Genomic DNA, 19,770 nt, shown 5'->3' with positions numbered 1-19,770 from the left:
AAGCGGGCGGGTGATTGCCGGATTCAGCCCGCTTTCCTGCGGGTAATAGTGAACTACAGGCGGAGCGGATAGGTTCCGCCGACCAACAATTTATACCGAGAGGAGCTGATCCTCATGGATCATAACGTATTCAAAGGAAAATGGAATCAACTGAAAGGCGAGGCCAAAAAGCAGTGGGGTGAGCTGACGGACGACGATTTGGATAAAATCGACGGCGAAAAGGACAAGCTGGTCGGCAAGCTTCAGGAGCGCTATGGCCACACCAAGGACGCAGCGGAAAAAGAGTACCATGACTGGACGCGTTCGCGTCAGCTGTAAGGTCTCTTCTTCCTGCGGTCGGCATGCAGGATAAACAATGAAGCGCAGCGGTTCACCGGGCTACCGGGGAGCGCTGCGCTTTTTGAGGTGTAAGGGCGTATGGATACCGAAGCGGCGGGTGGTCGGTCTTTCGCCCCGGCTTTATTTTTGAGGCCGATCGGCAATCGGCCTGCGTATACCGCAGTGTTCCATAATGAGCTGTTGTGCAGCACCGTTGTACTGGCTTTTAATGTTGTACTTACGGCTAGGCCCCCTTAAACCGTTGAGTAACCGGAATTTAGATGCACTTTTGCAGTTATTTTGACGCAAAACGCTAAATAGACGGAATTCAAGTGCGTTTTAATGGCGTTGGCAGGTGGGCGTGACTCGATTTGAATATTGCTGCAATCCCGTGTGCCCCCGGTCCTGTTTTTTGTATGAATTCTGGATATACCGATCTGCCATGATATGATAAGAGAGCACGGCTAATATCCATCTTCAGGAGTGAGTACATGGATTTTTGCAAAATATTTCTTGGAAACACAGCCCTGCTCATTGCGGCTGCCTACTTGGCCAACCTAGTTTACAAGTATGGGCTTGCCCGCGCCTCTAAACATGTGAAATATACCTGCTCGGTGCTGCTGATCATCTTTTGCGGATGGCTGAGCATGGTTTTCGGATACAAGCTTAGCGAAAATGTGATTTTCGATCTCCGGTTCATTCCCCTCATCATTGCGACCGCAGCTTACGCAGAGCCGGTGACGCTGGTAATCATCGGCGTCGGCATCGGACTGGCGCGTCTTACGTTTGGGGTGAACGAGGCCTCGATCGCCGGTTTGTTCAATCTGTGCATGCTGGGCGCCGCGGCGGCTCTGCTCAACATGTGGATGAGACGGAAGGGATTTGGACTGGTAACCCGCGGATTTCTGGCCATTCTGGTGCTGAACGTACTGAACGCTATCGATATTGCATTTCTCGGGGTTATTCCTTCAGGTTATTATTTTGAAACGATCATGCCGGTAACGCTGCCGCTCAGCCTCCTGCTGAGCCTGGTCTTTTCCTTGATCCTCCGCGATTTTCAGCTTGAGGCGGCACGCACCATCCAGCTCAAACAAAGCAACGTTCTGCTCTCGGCCCAGGCCGAAGAGCTGCATCAGGCCAAGCGCGTACTGGAGGAAAGGGCCAAGGAGCTGGCAAGGTCCTCACGTTACAAAACGGAATTTCTGGCGAATATGTCCCATGAACTGCGGACTCCTTTGAACAGCATCATCAATTTTGCCGAGCTGATCAGTGAAAACGACAACAGCCGCACCAAGGAGGAAATGGCCGAGTACGGCGAAATTATCCACCAATCCGGCCAGGAACTGCTGCGCATCATCAACGACATCCTGGACTTGTCCAAGGTGGAGGCCGGACGGCTGGAAATCACTCATGAAGAGATGAATATCAGCGAAATCCCGCAGCTGCTGCAAATGCATTTTGAGCTGGTCGCCCAAAAAGAAGAGATCGGCTTCACCATCAAGCTGGATCCTTCGCTTCCGCTGACTTTCCGCACGGATCCGAGCAGGGTACAGCAGATTCTGAGGAACTTGCTGTCCAATGCTTTCAAGTTTACCCATCGGGGTAAGGTGAGCCTCGTCATCCGTTCGGAGCATAATCGGGAGGGAAAGCATGCGGGCTGCTGGATCGTGTTCGACGTCCAAGATACCGGCATCGGTATCTCCTCGCCGCAGCAGCGGCGGATCTTTGAAGCGTTCGCCCAGGCGGACGGCTCCATCAGCCGGCGATATGGCGGGACAGGCCTTGGGCTCTCGATTAGCCGGGATCTGGCGCATTTGCTGGGAGGCTTTATCCGGGTAGAGAGCAAAGTGGGGAAGGGCAGCTGCTTCTCCCTCTATTTGCCGCTGGCAAGCGGGGTGGAGGAGTGCGCCGCCGTGGAAATACGACTATCCGCCGACGGTGTGGAGCAGAAGACAACATTCCAGGGACGAGCCGGAACCGTTCCGGGTCTGGAATAGCCGTTCCCGCTTCAGTAGTCCATACGAAGCAAAAGTTGGAGCAGGTGAAGCATACGCTTGCGATGGAGGCGACCGCTCGCCTGAAGCAACGCGCTGCCGTATTGCAACTTGACCGGCCTCTGTTTACAATGAGAAGGATAATACGAAGAACGAAAGGGTGACTTCCATGAGTAAAAAGGTGATTTCGACCGAGTCCGCGCCAGGAGCGATCGGACCTTACAGCCAGGCCGTTCAGGTCGGCGATTTTATTTTCACGTCGGGACAATTGGGGCTCGATCCAGCGACCGGTGAGTTCGGCAGCGGCGTGCAGGAGCAGGCCCGCCTGGCTCTGAGCAACGTGAAGGCGATTCTCGAAGCGGCGGGCAGCAGCCTGGATCAAGTGGTTAAGACGACCGTGTTCCTGAAAGACATGAACGATTTTGCCGCGGTAAACGAGATTTACGGCTCCTTCTTCGCCCAGCCATATCCTGCACGCAGCGCCGTTGAAGTAGCGCGCCTGCCGAAGGACGGCTTGGTGGAAATCGAGACGATTGCCGCTGTCATCAAATAGATCGGAAGCTACATAAGTAAAACGTTTATCGACGTATCTTCATAGAAGACAGACCGCGCTTAGCGGAAGTTTTTATTGCGATACAGCAAGGCCGGACTTTGCCCGGGGCGCCGCCCCGTCCGCAAAGCCCGGCCTTTTTGTTTGTTTCAGGGTTCCGATGCAAGTACCTGATATACGCCCGAGCAGAGGCTCCACATTTGTGGGAATGATTTTAGTCCCGGTCCCGGCTTCGGGCGAAGAATAGATAGATCGCATAGACGAGCAGGATAACCGCCAGAATTAACGCAGCCATGAACGCTCGCTCTACGAGATCCTGCTGCTTCAGGGCAATGGCGACATAGCCCCACACGAAGACCAGCGGATAAATGCTGTCGCGGTAAGGATAGCTGACCAGGATCGCGATCAGCGCGCCGGCGAGCAGGAAGATAACGGCCCACACGAGCTCGCTCAGTCCGAAGCCGTTCCAATCGTTCTTTTTCAACACGATCGCGATATTGAGAATGACCGCTACGCTGAGCCAGCCGAAATACAGGCTGAAGGGAAACTTGATGAGCCACATCTCACCGGATGTCGGATAATAGATCCGGCGCGTCCGGCGGTAGATGACGAACAGCGAGAGAAGAAGCAGCACCATGGCGGCGAGCGACAGTTCGATATATTCGTACTGCCACAGGAGCAGCCACGCGATGTTCAGTACGCAGGAGATCATAAACCACGGCCCGATGGACCGGACCGAATCCCGGGTTTCGGTGACCCGTCCGCTTTGATAGAGAAGAAAACCAAGCAGCAGTACATAGATTAAGGACCAAATGGAAAATGCATACCCCTCGGGCGTGATCATCGTCGGGTATTGGTCCGATATTTCCCCTGTAGTTTTTCCCCCAAGCACGGCGGTATTGGCCAGCGCGTTGACGACCATCGCGGCGACGAACGCGAGCCAGTTCCACCATTTATACGGATTGCTTCTAAGCATCGTACCAGCCTCCTGAAGTGATATCTACGGGCTTGCCGAAAAGCGGCTTTTCCCTACAAATATACCCGAATTTGTCCCAAAAAGAACAAATTGTTGCAGATTCAATCCTTGTCGATTCAGGTAATTAAATGAAAAACCATGAAAGTGTAAGGAGTGAGGGCATGAACTCGAAAAAATCGTCCCAGCTGCTGCAGCAGCTCATTTTTGTCGGACCGTCGGCCCTGTGCTTCCTCGTCATTGTTGTCGTTCCCTTTCTTTTAGGACTGTATTATTCATTTACCGACTGGAACGGGGTGTCGAGGCATGCGGGCTGGGTCGGCTTCCGCAACTACATCCACATATTCACGGAAGACCCGGCGTTTCTGAATTCGTTCTGGTTTACCGTCAAATTTACCGTGCTTGGAGTCATCCTAACCAATGTGCTCGGTTTTATTCTGGCCTATGTGCTGACGCGGTCGCTGCTGACGCGCAATGCGCTGCGGACCGTATTTTTTGTGCCTCACGTCATCGGGGGGCTGCTGCTCGGGTTTATCTGGCAGTTTATCTTTGTGAAAGGGTTTTCTTCCGTCGGCGCGACCACCGGGCTCTCTTTCTTCAAGCTGCCCTGGCTCGGCACCGAGGCGACGGCCTTCTGGGCGGTCGTGATCGTCTTCGTCTGGCAGAATGCCGGTTATTTGATGGTCGTATACATTTCCTCGCTGAACAATGTACCGAAAAGCCTTATTGAGGCCGCACAAATCGATGGTGCATCGAGAGGACAGGTCCTCCGGAAAATTACCGTTCCGCTGGTCATGCCTGCCGTGACGGTCTGTCTGTTTTTGGCCATTTCCTGGTCGTTCAAGCTCTTTGACCTGAACCTGTCGCTCACCAAGGGCGGACCGTTCAAGTCAACCGAATCCGTCGCGTTGAACATTTACAATGAGGCGTTTAATATCAGCCGCTTCGGCATGGGTTCGGCTAAGGCGATCATCTTCTTTATCGTCGTGGCCCTGATTTCGATCCTTCAGGTGCGCGCCACGAAACGCAAGGAGGTGGAAGTATGATGCACACAAGCCCAGGCCCAAGCACAAGGCCAAGCCGAAGAACAAATGCCAACACAAGCACAGGCCGCGGCTTCCGCGCCGGAAGGCTGATCCTTGAGCTGCTCATGATCCTGCTGGCGCTGGTCTTCCTGGTACCGTTCTACTTCCTGCTCGTCAATTCGGTCAAGTCCTTCGGCGATATTCTGACCAACTCCGCAGGCTGGCCGCAAGCCTTTCTGTGGAACAATTATGCGGAGGCTTGGAAAATCACCGCTTTTCCGAAAGTGTTCGGCAATTCCCTGCTCATCGCAATCATCAGCAACGTGCTGCTGGCGCTCATCAGCTCGATGGCGGCGTACCGGATGGTGCGCCGGGACACGGCGTTCAACCGGCTGCTGTTCGCCGCCTTTGTCGCCGCGATGGTCATTCCATTCCAATCGATCATGATTCCGCTCGTCAAGGTGGTCAGTACGCTCGGCCTGATGGACACGAGAACCGGGCTGATCATCTGCTACCTCGGATTTGGCGCGCCGCTGTCCGTGTTCCTGTTCCACGGTTTCGTCAAATCGGTGCCGCGGGAGATCGAGGAGGCGGGCCGGGTCGACGGCTGCTCCACGTACGGCATTTTCTTCCGCATCGTCCTGCCGCTGATGCAGCCGATCATCGTCACCGTCATCATTCTGAATGCGCTGTGGATCTGGAACGATTACCTGATGCCGTCGCTCATTCTGCAGAGCCCGGGACGGCAGACGATCCCGATAGCAACCTATGCGTTCTTCGGCCAGTTCACGAAGCAGTGGGATCTGGCCCTGCCTGCGCTCGTGCTCGGCATTACGCCAATCGTCATCTTCTTCCTGGCCATGCAGAAGTACATCATCGAAGGCATCGCCCAGGGATCGGTGAAGGGCTGAACCCGGCCTGTCCCGGCGGCTCAAGTACATTCCATAAAGGAGGTTATGCGGCATGAAGAAAAAGGCCTATACCTTTGGAGCCCGCCTTGGCGTGCTGCTGGCCTCGTTCGCCCTTCTGGTCGGATGCGGCAGCGAAAGTGGCAGCGGCGGGGTCAAGACCATTCATATTTTTCAGTTCAAGGTAGAAATTGCGGAAGCACTAAATAAACTGAAAGCGGAGTATGAAAAATCCCACCCGGGGATTACGCTGGATATTCAGACCGTCGGCGGAGGCAGCGACTACGGCGCCTCGCTCCGGGCCAAATTTGCGGCTTCGAAAGAGCCGGACATCTTCAACATCGGCGGCTATGCCGAAATGGACATGTGGCAGGAATATTTGGAGGACTTATCCGATCAGCCTTGGGTCAAGGATGTGAAGGACATCGCCAAAGAGCCGATGACCAAGGACGGCAAGCTGTACGGGCAGCCGATGAACCTGGAAGGGTACGGTTTTATTTACAACAAGGAGTTGTTCAAAAAAGCGGGTATCATGCAGCGTCCCACCACGCTCAGCGAGCTAGAGGAAGCGTGCAAAAAGCTGAAGGCCGCGGGGATCATCCCGTTTGCCAACGGATATCAGGAGAACTTCGTACTCGGCAACCATAACATCAATGTGGCTTTTGCCGACCAGAAGGACCCAGGTGCTTTTATCCAGCATTTGAACGGCAAGACGGAAACATTCGCGGACAACGAAGTCGTGAAGCAGTGGTCGAACCTCTTTGACCTTACGCTGAAGTACGGGAATCCCGGCCCGCTTACAACGGACTACAACACCCAGGTAACGATGTTCGCCAGCGGGGAAGCAGCCATGATGCAGCAGGGGAACTGGACCCAGGTGCAGATTGACGGCATCAATCCGAAGCTGGACCTGGGTATCCTGCCGATGCCGATCAATGACGATCCACAGCTCGGGGACAAGCTCTACGTCGGCGTGCCGAACAACTGGGTTATCTATAAAGATTCGCCGGTCAAGAAGGAGGCCAAGGAGTTTTTGAACTGGCTGGTGACCTCCGATACCGGCAAGAAGTACATTACGAAGGAATTCAAATTCATTCCGGCCTTCAAGTCTATTAAAGGTACGGACGAAGACCTGGGACAGCTGGGCATGGAAGTGCAGAAATACACCGACGAGGGCAAAACGCTGACCTGGAACTGGTTCCGGTTCCCGTTCGGCATGCAGCCCGAATTTGCCGCGGCGATGCAGGGATATATCGGCGGCAAAATTACGAAACAGGAAATGTTCAAGCAGTTCCAGCAGAACTGGGACAACCTGAGCGTCCGCTAACGGCTGCCGGCCTCCGTGCGTCTGAGCACCATGGCCCTTGTCCTGGCTTGATCGGATGGCAAGCTATTTGTACCCGGAATGAGTATCGCTAATCGGATTTCTGATGGAATAAAGCCGGAACCGGTTCAGGGAGCTTAGAGCTCCCAGGACCGGCTTCCGGCTTTTTAATGATTTTCGCACGATCACGTTAGGGAGGTGCCAGGCCGCGGGATGGTGGGTAAAGAACATAAAAAATAGTGAAAAATGCCTAAAAAAGAGCAGCATCTCGTTTTTAAATTCATGCGTTTTCGTATAAGATGGAAGTATATGTGTAACTACGGATATGACAGGAGACTACCATGAATCAACCGCTTTATGGCGTATGGCTTGGTGATGTGTTTTTTTGTTTTTTAGGAGAGATGTCCGAACCGAGAGTGGACGCATGGAGCAAAGTGGTCAAGCAGCTGACGCTGTCGGACGGGACGCGCCCTTTTGCCCAGGCTGCGCTCAGGCTGGCCGAGCTCAAGTATCCGTCCGCACATGCGGCCCAGCGTACGAGCCGCCGGGGGGATCGGCGACAGCTCATGGGCAGAACGCTGGAGGGGCTTGCCCTGAACGCCTCCGACGCCTTCAGTTTGCTTATTGCATGGGATGAGGCATACATCCGGCAGGCGGGGATCCAGCCTGGAGCGGAGATGGATTACTGGGCCCAGGCGGCCCGGTTTTCCCTTGAACTGATGCTGCGCGGCTGTATCGCGCCGGGTACGGCACCGGTTCCATCGAACGGCGCTCGCCGCCGATCGGGGGAGCAGGCGCTGGCAGCGGAATGGAAGCCGAGCCTAAACCGGCCTCAGGACGCGGAGCGCTTCCTGCAGCTGGCGGCGGCGATGCCGCCCGTCGCGCTTGGCGTGCCGGCACTATCCGGCAGGGATGCGATGACGAAGGAGGAAGCGGGGGCGTTTTTGCTGCATTCGTTTCTGGGGACCATGATCCACGCCCAGGTCAGGGAAGTGATCCGTGAGAACGAGAGTAAATTTTCCCGCTACCATTCCGACTATCGGAGAGGATATTCCCCGGTGGCGGAGCTGTGGTGGAACAGTGCCCTGACTGCTAGCCGGATCATCCCGGTCAATGGAAGCACGGAAGAGATGGAGGAGCTGGCGTCGGCGGTTGCCGAGACGGGGGGGACCTCGGTCCCGGCCGTGGAAAGTGAGGATGCTGCAGCACAGGGCCGGATGCAGTTGGGACTGCGGCTTGAGCCCTGCCATACTGAAGAAGAGGAACGCTGGTGTGTTTCGTTCTGGGCGGAGTTTCAGGATGAGTTTGGGGCATGGATTCCAATCCGGGCCATCTGGTCGTACCGGGAACGGGATATTAGCCGCCGCGGCCGCGTCTTTCCGAATGTGCAGGAGCAGATGCTCCGTGCGCTCGGCGATGCGTCGAAGCTGTCCCCGGAGCTGGCTGAAGCGCTTCGGGGCCCGGCTCCGGAGAGCCTCGAGCTCACCACGGAGGAGATGATCGCCTTTGTCCGCCTCTCGGTTCCGAAGCTGACGAAAGTCGGCATCACGGTGCAGATGCCTTCCCGGTGGAGCCGGAAGGGGCGCCGCCGTGTGGGATTATCGCTGAAGATGCTGGCGGAAGGCGCAGGCGGAGGTGCGCCGGGCCATCCGGTCATCGGCCTTGAGCAGCTTGTCTCCTTCCGGGTGGAAGCGGCGCTTGAGGGCCACACCCTCACCCGGGAGGAACTGGCCGAGCTGGCCGAATCGAATCTGCCGTATGTGAAATTTCGCGGGGAATGGATCGAACTGGATCTGAAGGAAATTCGCCAGGTACTGCGTTATATCAAGAAGCATGACGAAGGCGAAATGAATATGTCCGACTGGATGCATCTAAGCGCGGGAGAAGACGGCGAACGCATGTGGAAGGGCATTCCGGTGCTGGAGCTGGAGACGATGGGCTACCTGCAGTCCCTTCTTGGGGAGGAGGGGCCGAAGAAGGTACCTGTTCGCTCGGTTCCCGCTTCGCTGCACGGAGTGCTCCGCCCCTATCAGGAGCGAGGCTACCAATGGCTGGCCGCGATGAGAGACATGGGCTTCGGCGTCTGCCTGGCCGATGACATGGGTCTCGGAAAGACGGTGCAGGTGATTACCTGCCTGCTGGATCAGCACAAGCAGGACAATCCTCCTGTGCTGATCGTGTGCCCGACCTCACTGCTGGGCAACTGGCAGCGGGAAATGCAGCGCTTTGCGCCTGGGCTCGCGCTGTACATCCATCACGGCAACCGCCGTCTTCACGGGGATGAATTTTTGGAGCAGGCGCGTCAGCACGACGTCGTGCTGACGACCTACCATTTGGCTGGAAGAGATGGTGCGGACTTGGCCTCGGTCCTGTGGTCCACCGTCGTGCTGGACGAAGCCCAGTACATTAAGAACTACCGGACCAAGCAGGCGCAGAGCGTTATGAAGCTGTCGGCGCCGCACCGCATCGCGATGACCGGGACGCCGGTGGAGAACCGCCTCGGAGAGCTGTGGTCGATCTTCCAATTTCTCAATCCGGGTTATCTCGGTTCTTCCACTTCTTTCAGGCAGCGGTACACGACGGGAGAGGTCGCGCCCGGGAAGCTGCAGGAGCTGCATAAGCTTGTATCGCCCTTTATGATGAGACGCCTGAAGAGCGATCCGGACATCCGCAAGGATCTGCCCGAGAAGCTGGAAATCAAATCCTACTGCACGCTGACGGAAGTGCAGGGAGCGATGTATCAATCGGTCGTGGACCAGATGATGGGCCAGATCGGACAGCAGACGGGCATCGCCCGGAAAGGGCTGGTGCTGTCCTCGCTGACGAAGCTGAAGCAGATTTGCGATTCGCCGCTGCTGCTCGGCAGGGAAGATGCTCGGGGCGCTAAATCCGAGTCTTCCGGGAAAATGGAACGGCTCTTCGATCTGCTTGACAACATCCAGGAGAACCAGGAGTCGGCGCTGATCTTCACGCAGTACGTGGGAATGGGGCATCTTCTGGTGTCCAGGCTGAAGGAGCGCTATGGCAAGGCGCCGTTCTTTCTTCATGGCGGCGTTTCCAAACAGGATCGCGATGATATGGTCATCTCCTTTCAGGAGGGCGAGGGCCCATCCTTCTTCGTGCTATCGTTGAAGGCGGGAGGCGTCGGGCTGAATTTGACCCGGGCCAATCATGTGCTGCATTACGACCGGTGGTGGAATCCGGCCGTGGAAAATCAGGCGACGGACCGGGTATTCCGGATCGGCCAGCAGAAAAATGTACAGGTGCACAAGCTGATCTGCCAAGGGACGCTCGAGGAGCGGATCGACGAGCTGATCGAGCATAAAAAGTCGCTCTCCGAGCAGGTCGTCGGTTCGGGAGAAACGTGGCTGACCGAGATGTCGGATCACGAGCTGAAGGAACTGATTATGCTGCAAGGGGAAGACTGGATGTAGGCAGGGCGGCGTGAACACTTTCTGACCAGGCAAAGCTGTATTGTTGATCGCCTCCGATTCTAGGGAAGGAGGATCATCGGCAGATCATGATTTGCTTGATGTGTGCATGGATATGAAGTCGTGACTGCAGGGGCATACTATGGTCCGGTGCAGCGCTGCAGAAGGCCGATTCAGGCGTTGAGCCTGGCGGTTTGCCGAATAGGTGATGAAGACATTTGCAGTCAATGATGGTGACGGCGATGTCAGCAAAGGAGGGAATAAGGGATGAAGTCACAAGGTAACGACCGACCGGAGCTCCTCGTGGAAGCGGAGCCCGGATTGATCCGGGCGCAAGGGAAGACCGGAGAAGGCCGCAAGGAGTGGACCCTCGGTATTCCGGTGACGTTGGACGGCGACGTGACCGGGGAATCCGTCGTGGAGAGGCTGTACGATTGCCCGGCCGACCTTTATTTGCTGCTTCAGGGAAGCCGGCTGTCCTGGCTGGATGAGCTGTTCGGGCAAGCCACCCTGACTTGGGGTGAGGCGGTTTGCAGCTGCGGCGAAGAGGGATGCCCCCATGCAGCGGAGTCGATGCCGGCTATCCGACAGCGCCTGGCGGAGGAGCCGCTCTTGATGCTGACGCTGCTGGGGCTCCCCCGCGAGGAGCTGCTCGGCCGGGTCTTCGGCGACTGGGCTGATTCGCTGCCGCCGGGCGATGTCAAGCTGGCCTCCGGTGACCTATCCTCCCTTGAGGAGAAGGGCAAAGGCGGCCCGTCTCCCGGCGAATGGCTGGCGGAAGCAGCGCAGCAGGGCATGCTGCATGAGCCGGGAGCGCCATTCCGGGAGGTGGCCGTCCATCTGGAGGCCGTGCCCGCCAAGGAAATGCCGGAGGAAGATTGGTCCGGCCTCCTGCCCAAAGTTACGGCGGCCCGGCAGGTGATCCGCTCGATCAAGTCGCAGACCGCGGCGAGGGCCAAGGAGCAGCTGAAGCGGGTACCTTCGGCAGCGGCGTCCCGGGCTTCGGCTCCGGAGAACAGACCGTGAACGGGCTGTCCCGCACCGGAAGCCTGGGTGCCTGCCTCTTGGCGGCTCTGGTGATTTCGGCGTCCGCCGTGCTTGGCGGCTGTGAGTGGTCGGAGGGTGCCGGGCAGGAGAGCGGACAAGCCCTTCGGTCACCCGGCGGTCCGGATGCCGGCGGGCAAGCGGTCCGTGAGCGGGTTGCCGATCCCGTACTGGCCAAGCGCAGCGAAAGTTCGCTGCAGGCCACAGCCAGGAGCGTGAACGGGAAGCAGGTGGTAACCAACCCGGATGCGGTCACCGTGGTGGTCAATAAACAGCGCAGCCTCCCGGAGGGGTATGCGCCCGGCGACCTTGTGGAACCGGACGTGCCCTTTACGTTCGACGGACCGCACGAGAAGCGGCATATGCGTAAAGAAGCCGCCGCGGCGCTCGAGACGCTGTTCGCAGGGGCGGCGCAGGCCGGCATGGAGCTGCGGGCCGTCTCCGGCTACCGGTCGTATCAGCGTCAAGAGGCCGTTTATGAGCACCATGTGCGCACAAAGGGTGCGGGGGAAGCCGCCCGCGTCAGCGCCGTCCCAGGGACGAGCGAGCATCAGACGGGCCTGACGATGGACGTCTCGAGCCCCAGCGTCGGCAACGTGCTGGGGTCCGTATTCGGCTCGTCCCAGGAAGGGCGCTGGCTTGCGGCGCATGCCGCCGAGTATGGCTTTATCGTCCGGTATCCCGAAGGGCTGGAGAGCATTACCGGCTACGTGTACGAGCCGTGGCACATCCGCTATATCGGGACGGTCCTGGCGCCGGACATCGCCCGGAGCGGGCTTGCGCTTGAGGACTATTTTGACGAAGCGAACATGAAGCTGTAACGATGCTGTCCTTGCCACACGCCCAAAAGCCGTACCCTAAGGGAGGGAACGGCTTTTTACTTATCCAGACGTTTCTTATTTCGATATCCGGTCGCTGCCTTATGTTCATGCCATCGACTCGGATCCTGGCTTTCGCACGGATTTAGCTTTCGTCCTCATGCAACTCATGCAGGGCTCCCTCGATCAATTCGCCGTTCTCTGCAAGAATCTCCTGACGGAGCCTCAACATCTGGTGATCCAGCTTGTCGGCGGCCAGGGAAGCCTCTTTCAGCTCAGCCACCACATGGGGCGGAACCTGTTTGTCATATTTGTAGAAAATAATATGCTCCATGCTTGCCCAGAAATCCATGGCCAAAGTCCGCATCTGGATTTCGACTTTCATCCAGCGTGTGCCTTCGATCAGGATCAGCGGCACGGCCACGATGATGTGCAGGCTTTGATAGCCGTTGGGCTTCGGATGGGCGATATAATCCTTGACCTCGATCAGGCGGATGTCGTCGCGATGGGATAAGTGGTCAAGCAGCCGGTAAATGTCCTGGACGAACGCGCAGACGATCCGCATGCCGGCGATATCGTGGATCTGGTTCAGAATGTTCTCCATCGTCAGCTCATAGCCCTTGCGCTCCATTTTGTTCATGATGCTCTTGGGCTCTTTGATCCGGACCTTGATATGTTCGATAGGGCTGTATCCGTCCTGCAGCTTCAGTTCGGTCTTGATCAGCTTGATTTTGCTCTGGAGCTCCTCCAGGGCCAGTTTGTACAGCATGGGAAGCTTCTTCCATTCTTCGAATTGCCGGAGCAAGTTGTTATCTATATCGAGCTGATGCAGGTCTTTCAACGTTACGGGACTTACGACTAGCTGTGGGTTCTGCTGTTCGTTCATGCCAATCTCCTACCTATCTGCAAATTGAGGTGCTGTATAGAATGAACTAAAGAAATGAATGTTAAAGGCCGTCTTGGGTCGTTTATAACAGGAAGTTCAATGCAAAACTTTAGTTCAATCTATATAGAATGAATTAAAGTTTTAATTGTCATTCCTTGATCCACGGAAAATAACCGTGTCAAAGATGTGGCCTTCTTTAATTCAATCTATCTATATGGTTACATTTTACCTGAAAATAGGAAGGTGAAGCAAAGCAAGGCGGCACTGCAGCAATCCTGTAAAGGCCGCAAAAGCCCCTGCCATCCGTCCGAATTCCATGTACCAGCGTACCGGGAAGTCAGGCGGGACAAGGGCTGCAGAAGGGATTGCGATCATCCCTTTATTTGTTCAGGGGAGATCCCTCATAACCTTTATCGTGGTAATCGGTATTCAGCATTTTACCCAAAATATTCATATCCTCGATCGTACGCCGCGTTGTTTCATCACCGATCTCATGCAAATAAGCATACACATCGATCAGTTTATCGTTATACTCATCAGCCGCCTCGTCATGGTCGGCCGATTTAAACGGAACAAAGGTGCGCTTGAATGCATACTCGTCTTCCTTGGCCAGTTTCTCCAATAGATCCCGTAGTGTCGACACTTCCGTCTCGGTCATCAGCACCTCATATTCGGCGGAGTCGTTCGGCACGTCCTGAATCAGCTGATGGCTGACGGAAACATAGTAACGCTTCTTATCGGTATCCATAAGGCAGATTCCTCCCTCATCCATGGCAGCATCCGCGCATCCCGTGTATCGCAAAGTTCCGGTGGATGCTCCGGACAGGCATGAACGCTTTTACTGATCTATACACGGGAGAAGCCGGTTTGAATCAGGAAATTTCCTCAGTGCCTGGGCGAAACCGGCTTGGGAGAGTCCTGATTGTTCTGGATGCCGAAAGCTTCATGCAAAAATCGGGACGGTGCCGACGGCTTGCCGTGGTAGTATGCGGGAGAGCTGATGTACAGCTTCTCCTTGGCCCGCGTGACTGCGACGTAAGCGAGCCGCCGCTCCTCCTCGAGCGCTGCGGCCGCCAGCTGCTGCTCGTCCGTCAGCGCCTGCCCGGCTTTGGTGTCCGCCGGAGGCTGCTTCTTCAAGGCGGAGCTGTGCGGCAGAATCCCTTCACTTGCGCCGATCCAATACACCTGGCGGAACTCCAGCCCCTTGGCCCGGTGGATCGTCATGAGCTGAACGGCGCTGGTGTTCTGTTCCTCCCGGGCCGCCTCCATCTGCTCGTGGCGGGCCGTCAATTCGTCCGCATACGCCACGAATTTCTCGACGGTATCAAAGCGTCCCGCCGCGCTCTCGAACTCCTCCAGCGTATCGCTCACCATCTCTTTATATTGGGTATAAATCAAAGGATCGCCTGCCTGAAGGTACTTGTCGTAGAACAGTCTGCGCATTTCCTGGATGGCATAGGCCGGTTTGAGGGATTTCAGCGATTTAATGAGCCGGATGCGCTCTTTGACCGCCTCCTGCTGAAAAGGCTGGAGCCGTTCCCAACGGGAGAGATGGATGAGCGGATACTTTTTGGCCTGGAGCTTCTCCTGCTGCCGAATATAAGAGATACCATCCTCTTTTGGTACATACAAAGGGCCGAGCACACTCTGCAGCGATTCCTTCCGCCGGGGCGTCAGGCTCAGCCGCAGGTGATCCATCAGCGGTTTGATCAACGACTGGTCATAGAAAACCGGTGCACTGCCAAATTGGACAAATGGAATTCCGCACAGCAGCAGCTGCTCCAGAATGGCGCGGCTGCTGTCGGCCGTTCGGTGTAAAATGGCAATGTCTCCGTAGTCCAGCCCGTCCTGGCCGACATGCTCCTGAATATGCTGAACGACCCATCGTGCCTCTTCGTCGGGGGTCGCAGGGGTCAAGTAAGCAGGCTTGAAGCCGCGGGCTCCCGCCGCAAGCAGCTCCTTGGGCCTGCGCTGCCGGTTATGACGGACGAGGGCGCTCCCCAGGCCAAGAATCCGGCTGTCGCTCCGATAATTGATATTGAGATTCACGATTCTGGTACCCGGATAGACGCGGTCGAACTCGAGGATGGATTCCTGCCGGGCTCCGTTAAACGAATAGATGGTCTGGTCATCGTCCCCGACGACCGCCAAATTGCGCCGGGGTTCCGCCAATCGCCGGACCAGGTCGTACTGGATCGCGTTGGTATCCTGGAATTCGTCGACCATCAAATAATGATAGCGGTCCTGCAGTCGTTTCAGCGTAGCCGGGTTGTCGAGCAGCTTTCGGGCGTGCAGGAGGATATCGTCAAAATCCCACTGGTTCCGCTGGCCCTTCCAATCCTCATAGCCGAGAAGAATTCGTTTGACGGCTGCCTCCTCTCTAGTCGTCTCGGGCAGGTCGTCCGGCCATCCGCCTTGCATTTTCCAGGCGGACAGCGCCGCAAGCAGCGTCTCGGGCTGATAGGATCCGGTGTGATCCAGGCGGCGCAAAATCATTTTCATGATGGTATGCTGGGCCGTGAATTCACCGAAGATCTGCTCAGTATATCCGTGCTGGCGCAGCAGCAGCAGCCCGAAAGAATGGAACGTCCTTGCTTCTACGACTCGAGCCGCGGCCGCGGAAATGCCGGGCATCCGCCCGATCCTTTCTTTGATCTCCTTGGCGGCCTTGCTCGTAAACGTGACCAGCAAAATTCGGGAACCCGGAACCCCGCGGACCGCGATAAGATAAGCCGTCCGGGCGGCCAGGACGGTCGTTTTGCCGCAGCCGGCTCCCGCCAGGGCGAGCATTGGCCCGTCCCCGTGGCGTACGGCATCGATCTGCGGCGCGTTCAGCAGGATGCCCATCCGCTCCAGATCGCGAAAGAAAAACGCATCCGCGTCGCCTGCGCCCACCAGCTCCCGGCTGGTGGAGAGGGAGGCGGGGCGTGCTTGGGGAACCGGAGAGGCAGAGGGCACCTTCGCAGGCACGCTATGTATCGAAACATTCAAATGTATAGGGGGCTGAGCCACCGGTAGGACCTCCTTTTCTGACTGTAAGGGATTGCCTTTTTCACAAGTGCACTGTAAATTTGGTATGATATATGCACATCCGGAAGGATGCGCCTGCAGCCGCTCTATACCAAGCCCCATGATTTATGGCCGTTTGACGGCAGGCACGGATTTCACAGGACAGCTCCGGCGTGGTATCTTGGTATTATGGCAGCCCGGGCAGCAGCCTGGGCAGATGACATGCGCTCAAGGGCATAGATTACTATTGTAAATGATCATTTGGAATGAATAAATGGGATGAAATGGAAATTGGAGGAGAGAACTCATGAACATTATTCAGCGCCTCAAAGAAGGGGCTAACCGCGCAACGGAAAAGGCTCAGGGAACGCTGGAGGTCGGCAAGCTGAACAGTCAGATTGCCGACATCGAACGGGAAATGGGCATTCACTACAGAGAGATGGGAAAGGTTTTCTACGAAGGCTACCGCGTTGGCGATATGAGCAAGGCCGAGAAGGAAATGGTCGACCTGTGCAAATCCTGCGACCTGCTTCAGGAGGAAATCGACGAGCTGCGCACCCGGGTTGCCGAGCTGAAGAACGAGCGGCTGTGCAAATGCGGATATGTCTCCACGCTGGACGCCAACTTCTGCCCGTCTTGCGGAAGAAAGCTTGTCGAGGATGCCGCGAAGCCGAGCGAGCCCGCCAAGCCGGTGAGTTTTGCCTTTGATGAAGAATCGATTTTCGGGAACAAGGCCGAAGATGAGCCATCCTACCGGGAAGAACAAGAGGACAGTGAGTATTCCAGCCAGCATGAGGCAGCAGCCGCGACTGAGCAGGATTACGATTACGAATTTCCGATGAGGGAAGAATGGGATGAGCTTGATCTTTCCGACGCGAATGCACCAGATGGGGGGAAGGAGCGGCGTCAGGCCGAAGAGCTCGAGCGGGAGCGGGAACGCCAGCTGGAGCTGGACCGACGCATCCGCTATTGGAAGGAAAACAACAACGGAGACGGTGAACCCGGGGCTCGTGAAGAAGGCCCACGCGATACGGTCAAATGCCAGATTTGCCGCGCGGACCTGCCCAAGGGCTCGAAATGGTGCCCGAGATGCGGTGCTGAACAGATTTAGGAGTGCAAAAGCGAGTGCTTAATAGAAGCTTTTTGGCGGATAGAGGTTTTAGGCATCTTTGGGAGGACAAAACGTAATGGAACAATTGCTACATCATCTGCGGAATCTCGGATTCACGGAGATGGAAGCGAAAATAATGGTGGAGCTGGCGGGCAAAGGCCCGTCCTCCGGATATGAGGTGGCCAAGGGGCTGGGTGTGTCCCGCTCCAATGTATACTCGACGCTGCAGCGGTTATGCCAGCAGGGATACCTGCACCGCAGCGAAGGTGATCCGGTCCGCTACAGCATGCTGAAGACGGAGGAGCTTACCCGAATGATCGCGGGGCAAATGAAGGAATCGCTTTCGTTCATCGAGAACCGGATGCCGCGGGTAGAACCGGATCAGCAGCCCTTCTACAACCTGGAAGGGGATCGGAGCGTCATGGAGGCGCTGGCCAGAGAGCTCGATCGCGCGGAGCACGAAATCGTCGTCGACGTCTGGCGTGAGGAAGCGGCTTTGATGCGCAGTGAGCTGGAGCAGGCGGAGCAGCGGGGAGTAAAACTGCTCTGGTCCTGCATTGGCAGCGATACCGGCATGGAGCGGCTGCTTCCCTGGCCGGCGTGGAATCTGGACGAAGGGGATCGGCGGGCCTTGAAGGGCCGCAAGTTTTCCTTCGTCATTGACCGCCGCTGGTGCATGCTGGGCATGCGCGGGGAGGACTGCGCCACACAGGCGCTCGTCACCGAGCATCCGGTGATGGTGGAGCTGCTGCTTCACCATTTTACGCAGGAGATGGTGCTCTATGAGGTGGAGCAGGACCTGGGCGGCGAGCTGGCGGAGCGGTACGGCCCGTCTTACGAGCGGATCTACCGCAAGTATGTGGAAATCGATCCGGGGGCTGTATCCGAAGAAGCGGGGGATTTCGACGGTCCTGAGGATCCGGAAGAAGACTCGTAGGAGTCTGAAGGCTTAGAGGCCCTAATCATGTGGGCTGTTACCCGTTGAAAACGGGATCTGTTTCTTCAATCATGGATGCCGTTAAAGTGTTCATGGCCTTAACGATTACAAATGATCGATACCGCATAGCATAGTTGTTTTAACGGGGCCGCTTCACGGATTGGGCAAGGTTTCGGTAAATGCCGATTCCGCTACAACCCGAGCAGCTTCGTAAATACGGTGTGATAATAATCACTGTTATGCGGTACAAAATGCTGTAAACTCACCGTACAACCAAAGGTTTCGGAGTCGGAAGCAGGTCGCGGATCCGAAAGGATGCCGGTTGCTTGCATTTCCTCGAGTTCGCCCTTTGCCAGCTTCAGGGCATCGTTCAGATCGGCTTCGTAGAGGCCCGTCAGTTCCTCGGCCTGAAGCCGGTAGGCGGCCAGAGGCAGATCCAGCTTGGCGCCGAAGATAAAGCATCTTTCCCTGTCGATAAAAGCCCTGCCGCCGGCTATCCCCTGATTCTCGTAATCGGCGGTTCCAAGCGGAATCAGCTGGTCCAGGCTGACGGTGACGCCGAGTTCTTCCTCCAGCTCCCGGACCGCATCGGCGACGGTTTCTCCGGCCGCCAGATGTCCGGCTGCGGTTATATCGTAGTACCCCGGAAAGGTGTCCTTGGACGTCTGCCGCTTTTGGAAAAGAACCTTGCGTCCATCCGGAGTATCGCGTACGATCCAGCAGTGGAACGTATGGTGGAGATAACCCTTGGCATGAACTTCTTCTCGCGAAGCGGTTCCGATCCATTCGTGGTCGTCGTTATAAATGTCGAAGAATTCTTTTTTCATATGGCGAAGACCTCCATTCATATTTTTGAATTATGGGGGATTACCGGGAAAGTAGCAATACAAGAAAGAGGGTTGGCTTAAAACAAAATCAATCCGACCCAACTTCAGCTAATAACTGCAAAAGTGCATCTAATTTTACCTCAAACCCTCGTTTGGAGAGAAATAGCGATACAGCAAATGTGCCTGTTGCTAGACGAATTAGTGCATTTTAGCCGCTAATGTGCAAGAAACCACCGATCAAGAACAGAAAGGAAGAACGATCCATGGAATGCATCGTGCGGTTTGAGGTCAAACATCCGGAAGGAAACAAGCATCTCCGAGGCTTGATCTGGACGGGGGAGGACGGACGCCCCACCGAAGATCAGCTCATTCAAATGTTTAAGGACATGAAATATAACGTGAAGGCTGCTGAACGGGATGAGCTGCAATTTGTTCCGCTCGAGCCTAGCGCCGGATACACGTCGATTCGGATCACGGAGCTGGACACCGGAAAAGAGAAATACACGGAAGACCGTGATTTAAAAAACGTCATCGGCACCCTGATGCCAAAAGGACCGCTCGGCCTCTGATTTCGGAAGATGATTTCCGAAAGGGGCTGGCGGTCTTTTTTTTGAT

The 19,770-nt window shown here is 56.2% G+C and carries 17 protein-coding genes; 12 read left to right on the top strand and 5 right to left on the bottom strand.

Features of this window, described 5'->3' with window-relative positions:
* Positions 1-114 precede the first annotated feature (114 nt).
* The 3 genes from CJP46_RS32025 (at position 115) to CJP46_RS32015 (ending at position 2,865) form a co-directional block, all read left to right on the top strand.
* Complete coding sequence (locus CJP46_RS32025; protein ID WP_094599687.1) at positions 115-318, top strand: CsbD family protein; 204 nt, start codon at positions 115-117, stop codon at positions 316-318.
* 491 nt (positions 319-809) lie between these two features.
* Positions 810-2,315: a sensor histidine kinase gene (locus CJP46_RS32020; RefSeq protein ID WP_094599686.1), complete on the top strand. Its 1,506-nt coding sequence runs from the start codon at positions 810-812 to the stop codon at positions 2,313-2,315.
* Between the two features lie 166 nt (positions 2,316-2,481).
* The gene (locus tag CJP46_RS32015; RefSeq protein ID WP_094599685.1) at positions 2,482-2,865 is read left to right on the top strand and encodes a RidA family protein; all 384 of its coding nucleotides are present in this window, start codon (positions 2,482-2,484) and stop codon (positions 2,863-2,865) included.
* Positions 2,866-3,076: 211 nt separating this feature from the next.
* Here the strand turns inward: CJP46_RS32015 and CJP46_RS32010 are convergent, their stop codons facing one another.
* Positions 3,077-3,838 carry a TspO/MBR family protein gene (locus CJP46_RS32010; protein WP_094599684.1) on the bottom strand — a complete coding sequence of 254 codons (762 nt, stop codon included), beginning with the start codon at positions 3,836-3,838 and terminating at the stop codon, positions 3,077-3,079.
* 161 nt (positions 3,839-3,999) lie between these two features.
* On the opposite strand from CJP46_RS32010, the gene CJP46_RS32005 reads away from it, so the two are divergent.
* The 6 genes from CJP46_RS32005 (at position 4,000) to CJP46_RS31980 (ending at position 12,388) form a co-directional block, all read left to right on the top strand.
* Positions 4,000-4,881, top strand: coding sequence for a carbohydrate ABC transporter permease (locus CJP46_RS32005; RefSeq protein WP_094599683.1), 882 nt, complete (start codon positions 4,000-4,002; stop codon positions 4,879-4,881).
* A gap of 104 nt (positions 4,882-4,985) precedes the next feature.
* Positions 4,986-5,771, top strand: a complete 786-nt coding sequence (locus tag CJP46_RS32000; RefSeq protein WP_256992634.1) for a carbohydrate ABC transporter permease — start codon at positions 4,986-4,988, stop codon at positions 5,769-5,771.
* A 52-nt stretch (positions 5,772-5,823) separates the two neighbouring features.
* A complete protein-coding gene (locus tag CJP46_RS31995) occupies positions 5,824-7,095 on the top strand; it encodes an ABC transporter substrate-binding protein (protein WP_094599682.1) in 1,272 nt (423 codons plus the stop codon).
* Between the two features lie 338 nt (positions 7,096-7,433).
* Entirely contained in the window at positions 7,434-10,526 is a 3,093-nt protein-coding gene (locus CJP46_RS31990) for a DEAD/DEAH box helicase (protein ID WP_094599681.1), read from the top strand.
* A gap of 264 nt (positions 10,527-10,790) precedes the next feature.
* Positions 10,791-11,549: a hypothetical protein gene (locus CJP46_RS31985; RefSeq protein ID WP_094599680.1), complete on the top strand. Its 759-nt coding sequence runs from the start codon at positions 10,791-10,793 to the stop codon at positions 11,547-11,549.
* 5 nt (positions 11,550-11,554) lie between these two features.
* Entirely contained in the window at positions 11,555-12,388 is an 834-nt protein-coding gene (locus tag CJP46_RS31980; RefSeq protein WP_256992633.1) for a M15 family metallopeptidase, read from the top strand.
* 142 nt (positions 12,389-12,530) lie between these two features.
* Here the strand turns inward: CJP46_RS31980 and CJP46_RS31975 are convergent, their stop codons facing one another.
* The 3 genes from CJP46_RS31975 to CJP46_RS31965 form a co-directional block, all read right to left on the bottom strand.
* Positions 12,531-13,271: a GTP pyrophosphokinase gene (locus tag CJP46_RS31975; protein WP_094599678.1), complete on the bottom strand. Its 741-nt coding sequence runs from the start codon at positions 13,269-13,271 to the stop codon at positions 12,531-12,533.
* A 379-nt stretch (positions 13,272-13,650) separates the two neighbouring features.
* The gene (locus CJP46_RS31970) at positions 13,651-14,019 is read right to left on the bottom strand and encodes a hypothetical protein (protein ID WP_094599677.1); all 369 of its coding nucleotides are present in this window, start codon (positions 14,017-14,019) and stop codon (positions 13,651-13,653) included.
* Between the two features lie 137 nt (positions 14,020-14,156).
* Positions 14,157-16,268, bottom strand: a complete 2,112-nt coding sequence (locus tag CJP46_RS31965) for an ATP-dependent helicase (RefSeq protein ID WP_373558062.1) — start codon at positions 16,266-16,268, stop codon at positions 14,157-14,159.
* 319 nt (positions 16,269-16,587) lie between these two features.
* Here CJP46_RS31965 and CJP46_RS31960 point away from each other — a divergent pair, with 319 nt between their 5' ends.
* Positions 16,588-17,391: a hypothetical protein gene (locus CJP46_RS31960; RefSeq protein WP_094599675.1), complete on the top strand. Its 804-nt coding sequence runs from the start codon at positions 16,588-16,590 to the stop codon at positions 17,389-17,391.
* Between the two features lie 76 nt (positions 17,392-17,467).
* Positions 17,468-18,328: a TrmB family transcriptional regulator gene (locus CJP46_RS31955; protein WP_094599674.1), complete on the top strand. Its 861-nt coding sequence runs from the start codon at positions 17,468-17,470 to the stop codon at positions 18,326-18,328.
* A 191-nt stretch (positions 18,329-18,519) separates the two neighbouring features.
* Here the strand turns inward: CJP46_RS31955 and CJP46_RS31950 are convergent, their stop codons facing one another.
* Positions 18,520-19,155, bottom strand: a complete 636-nt coding sequence (locus CJP46_RS31950) for an NUDIX hydrolase (protein ID WP_094599673.1) — start codon at positions 19,153-19,155, stop codon at positions 18,520-18,522.
* 263 nt (positions 19,156-19,418) lie between these two features.
* Between CJP46_RS31950 and CJP46_RS31945 the strand changes: the two genes are divergently transcribed.
* Positions 19,419-19,724, top strand: a complete 306-nt coding sequence (locus CJP46_RS31945; protein WP_094599672.1) for a hypothetical protein — start codon at positions 19,419-19,421, stop codon at positions 19,722-19,724.
* Positions 19,725-19,770: the final 46 nt, after the last annotated feature.

The organism is Paenibacillus sp. XY044 (assembly GCF_002257645.1).
GTDB lineage: Bacteria > Bacillota > Bacilli > Paenibacillales > Paenibacillaceae > Paenibacillus_AQ.
Note: the sequence above shows the minus strand (reverse complement) of the source record. Positions and strands in the feature narration are given on the sequence as shown.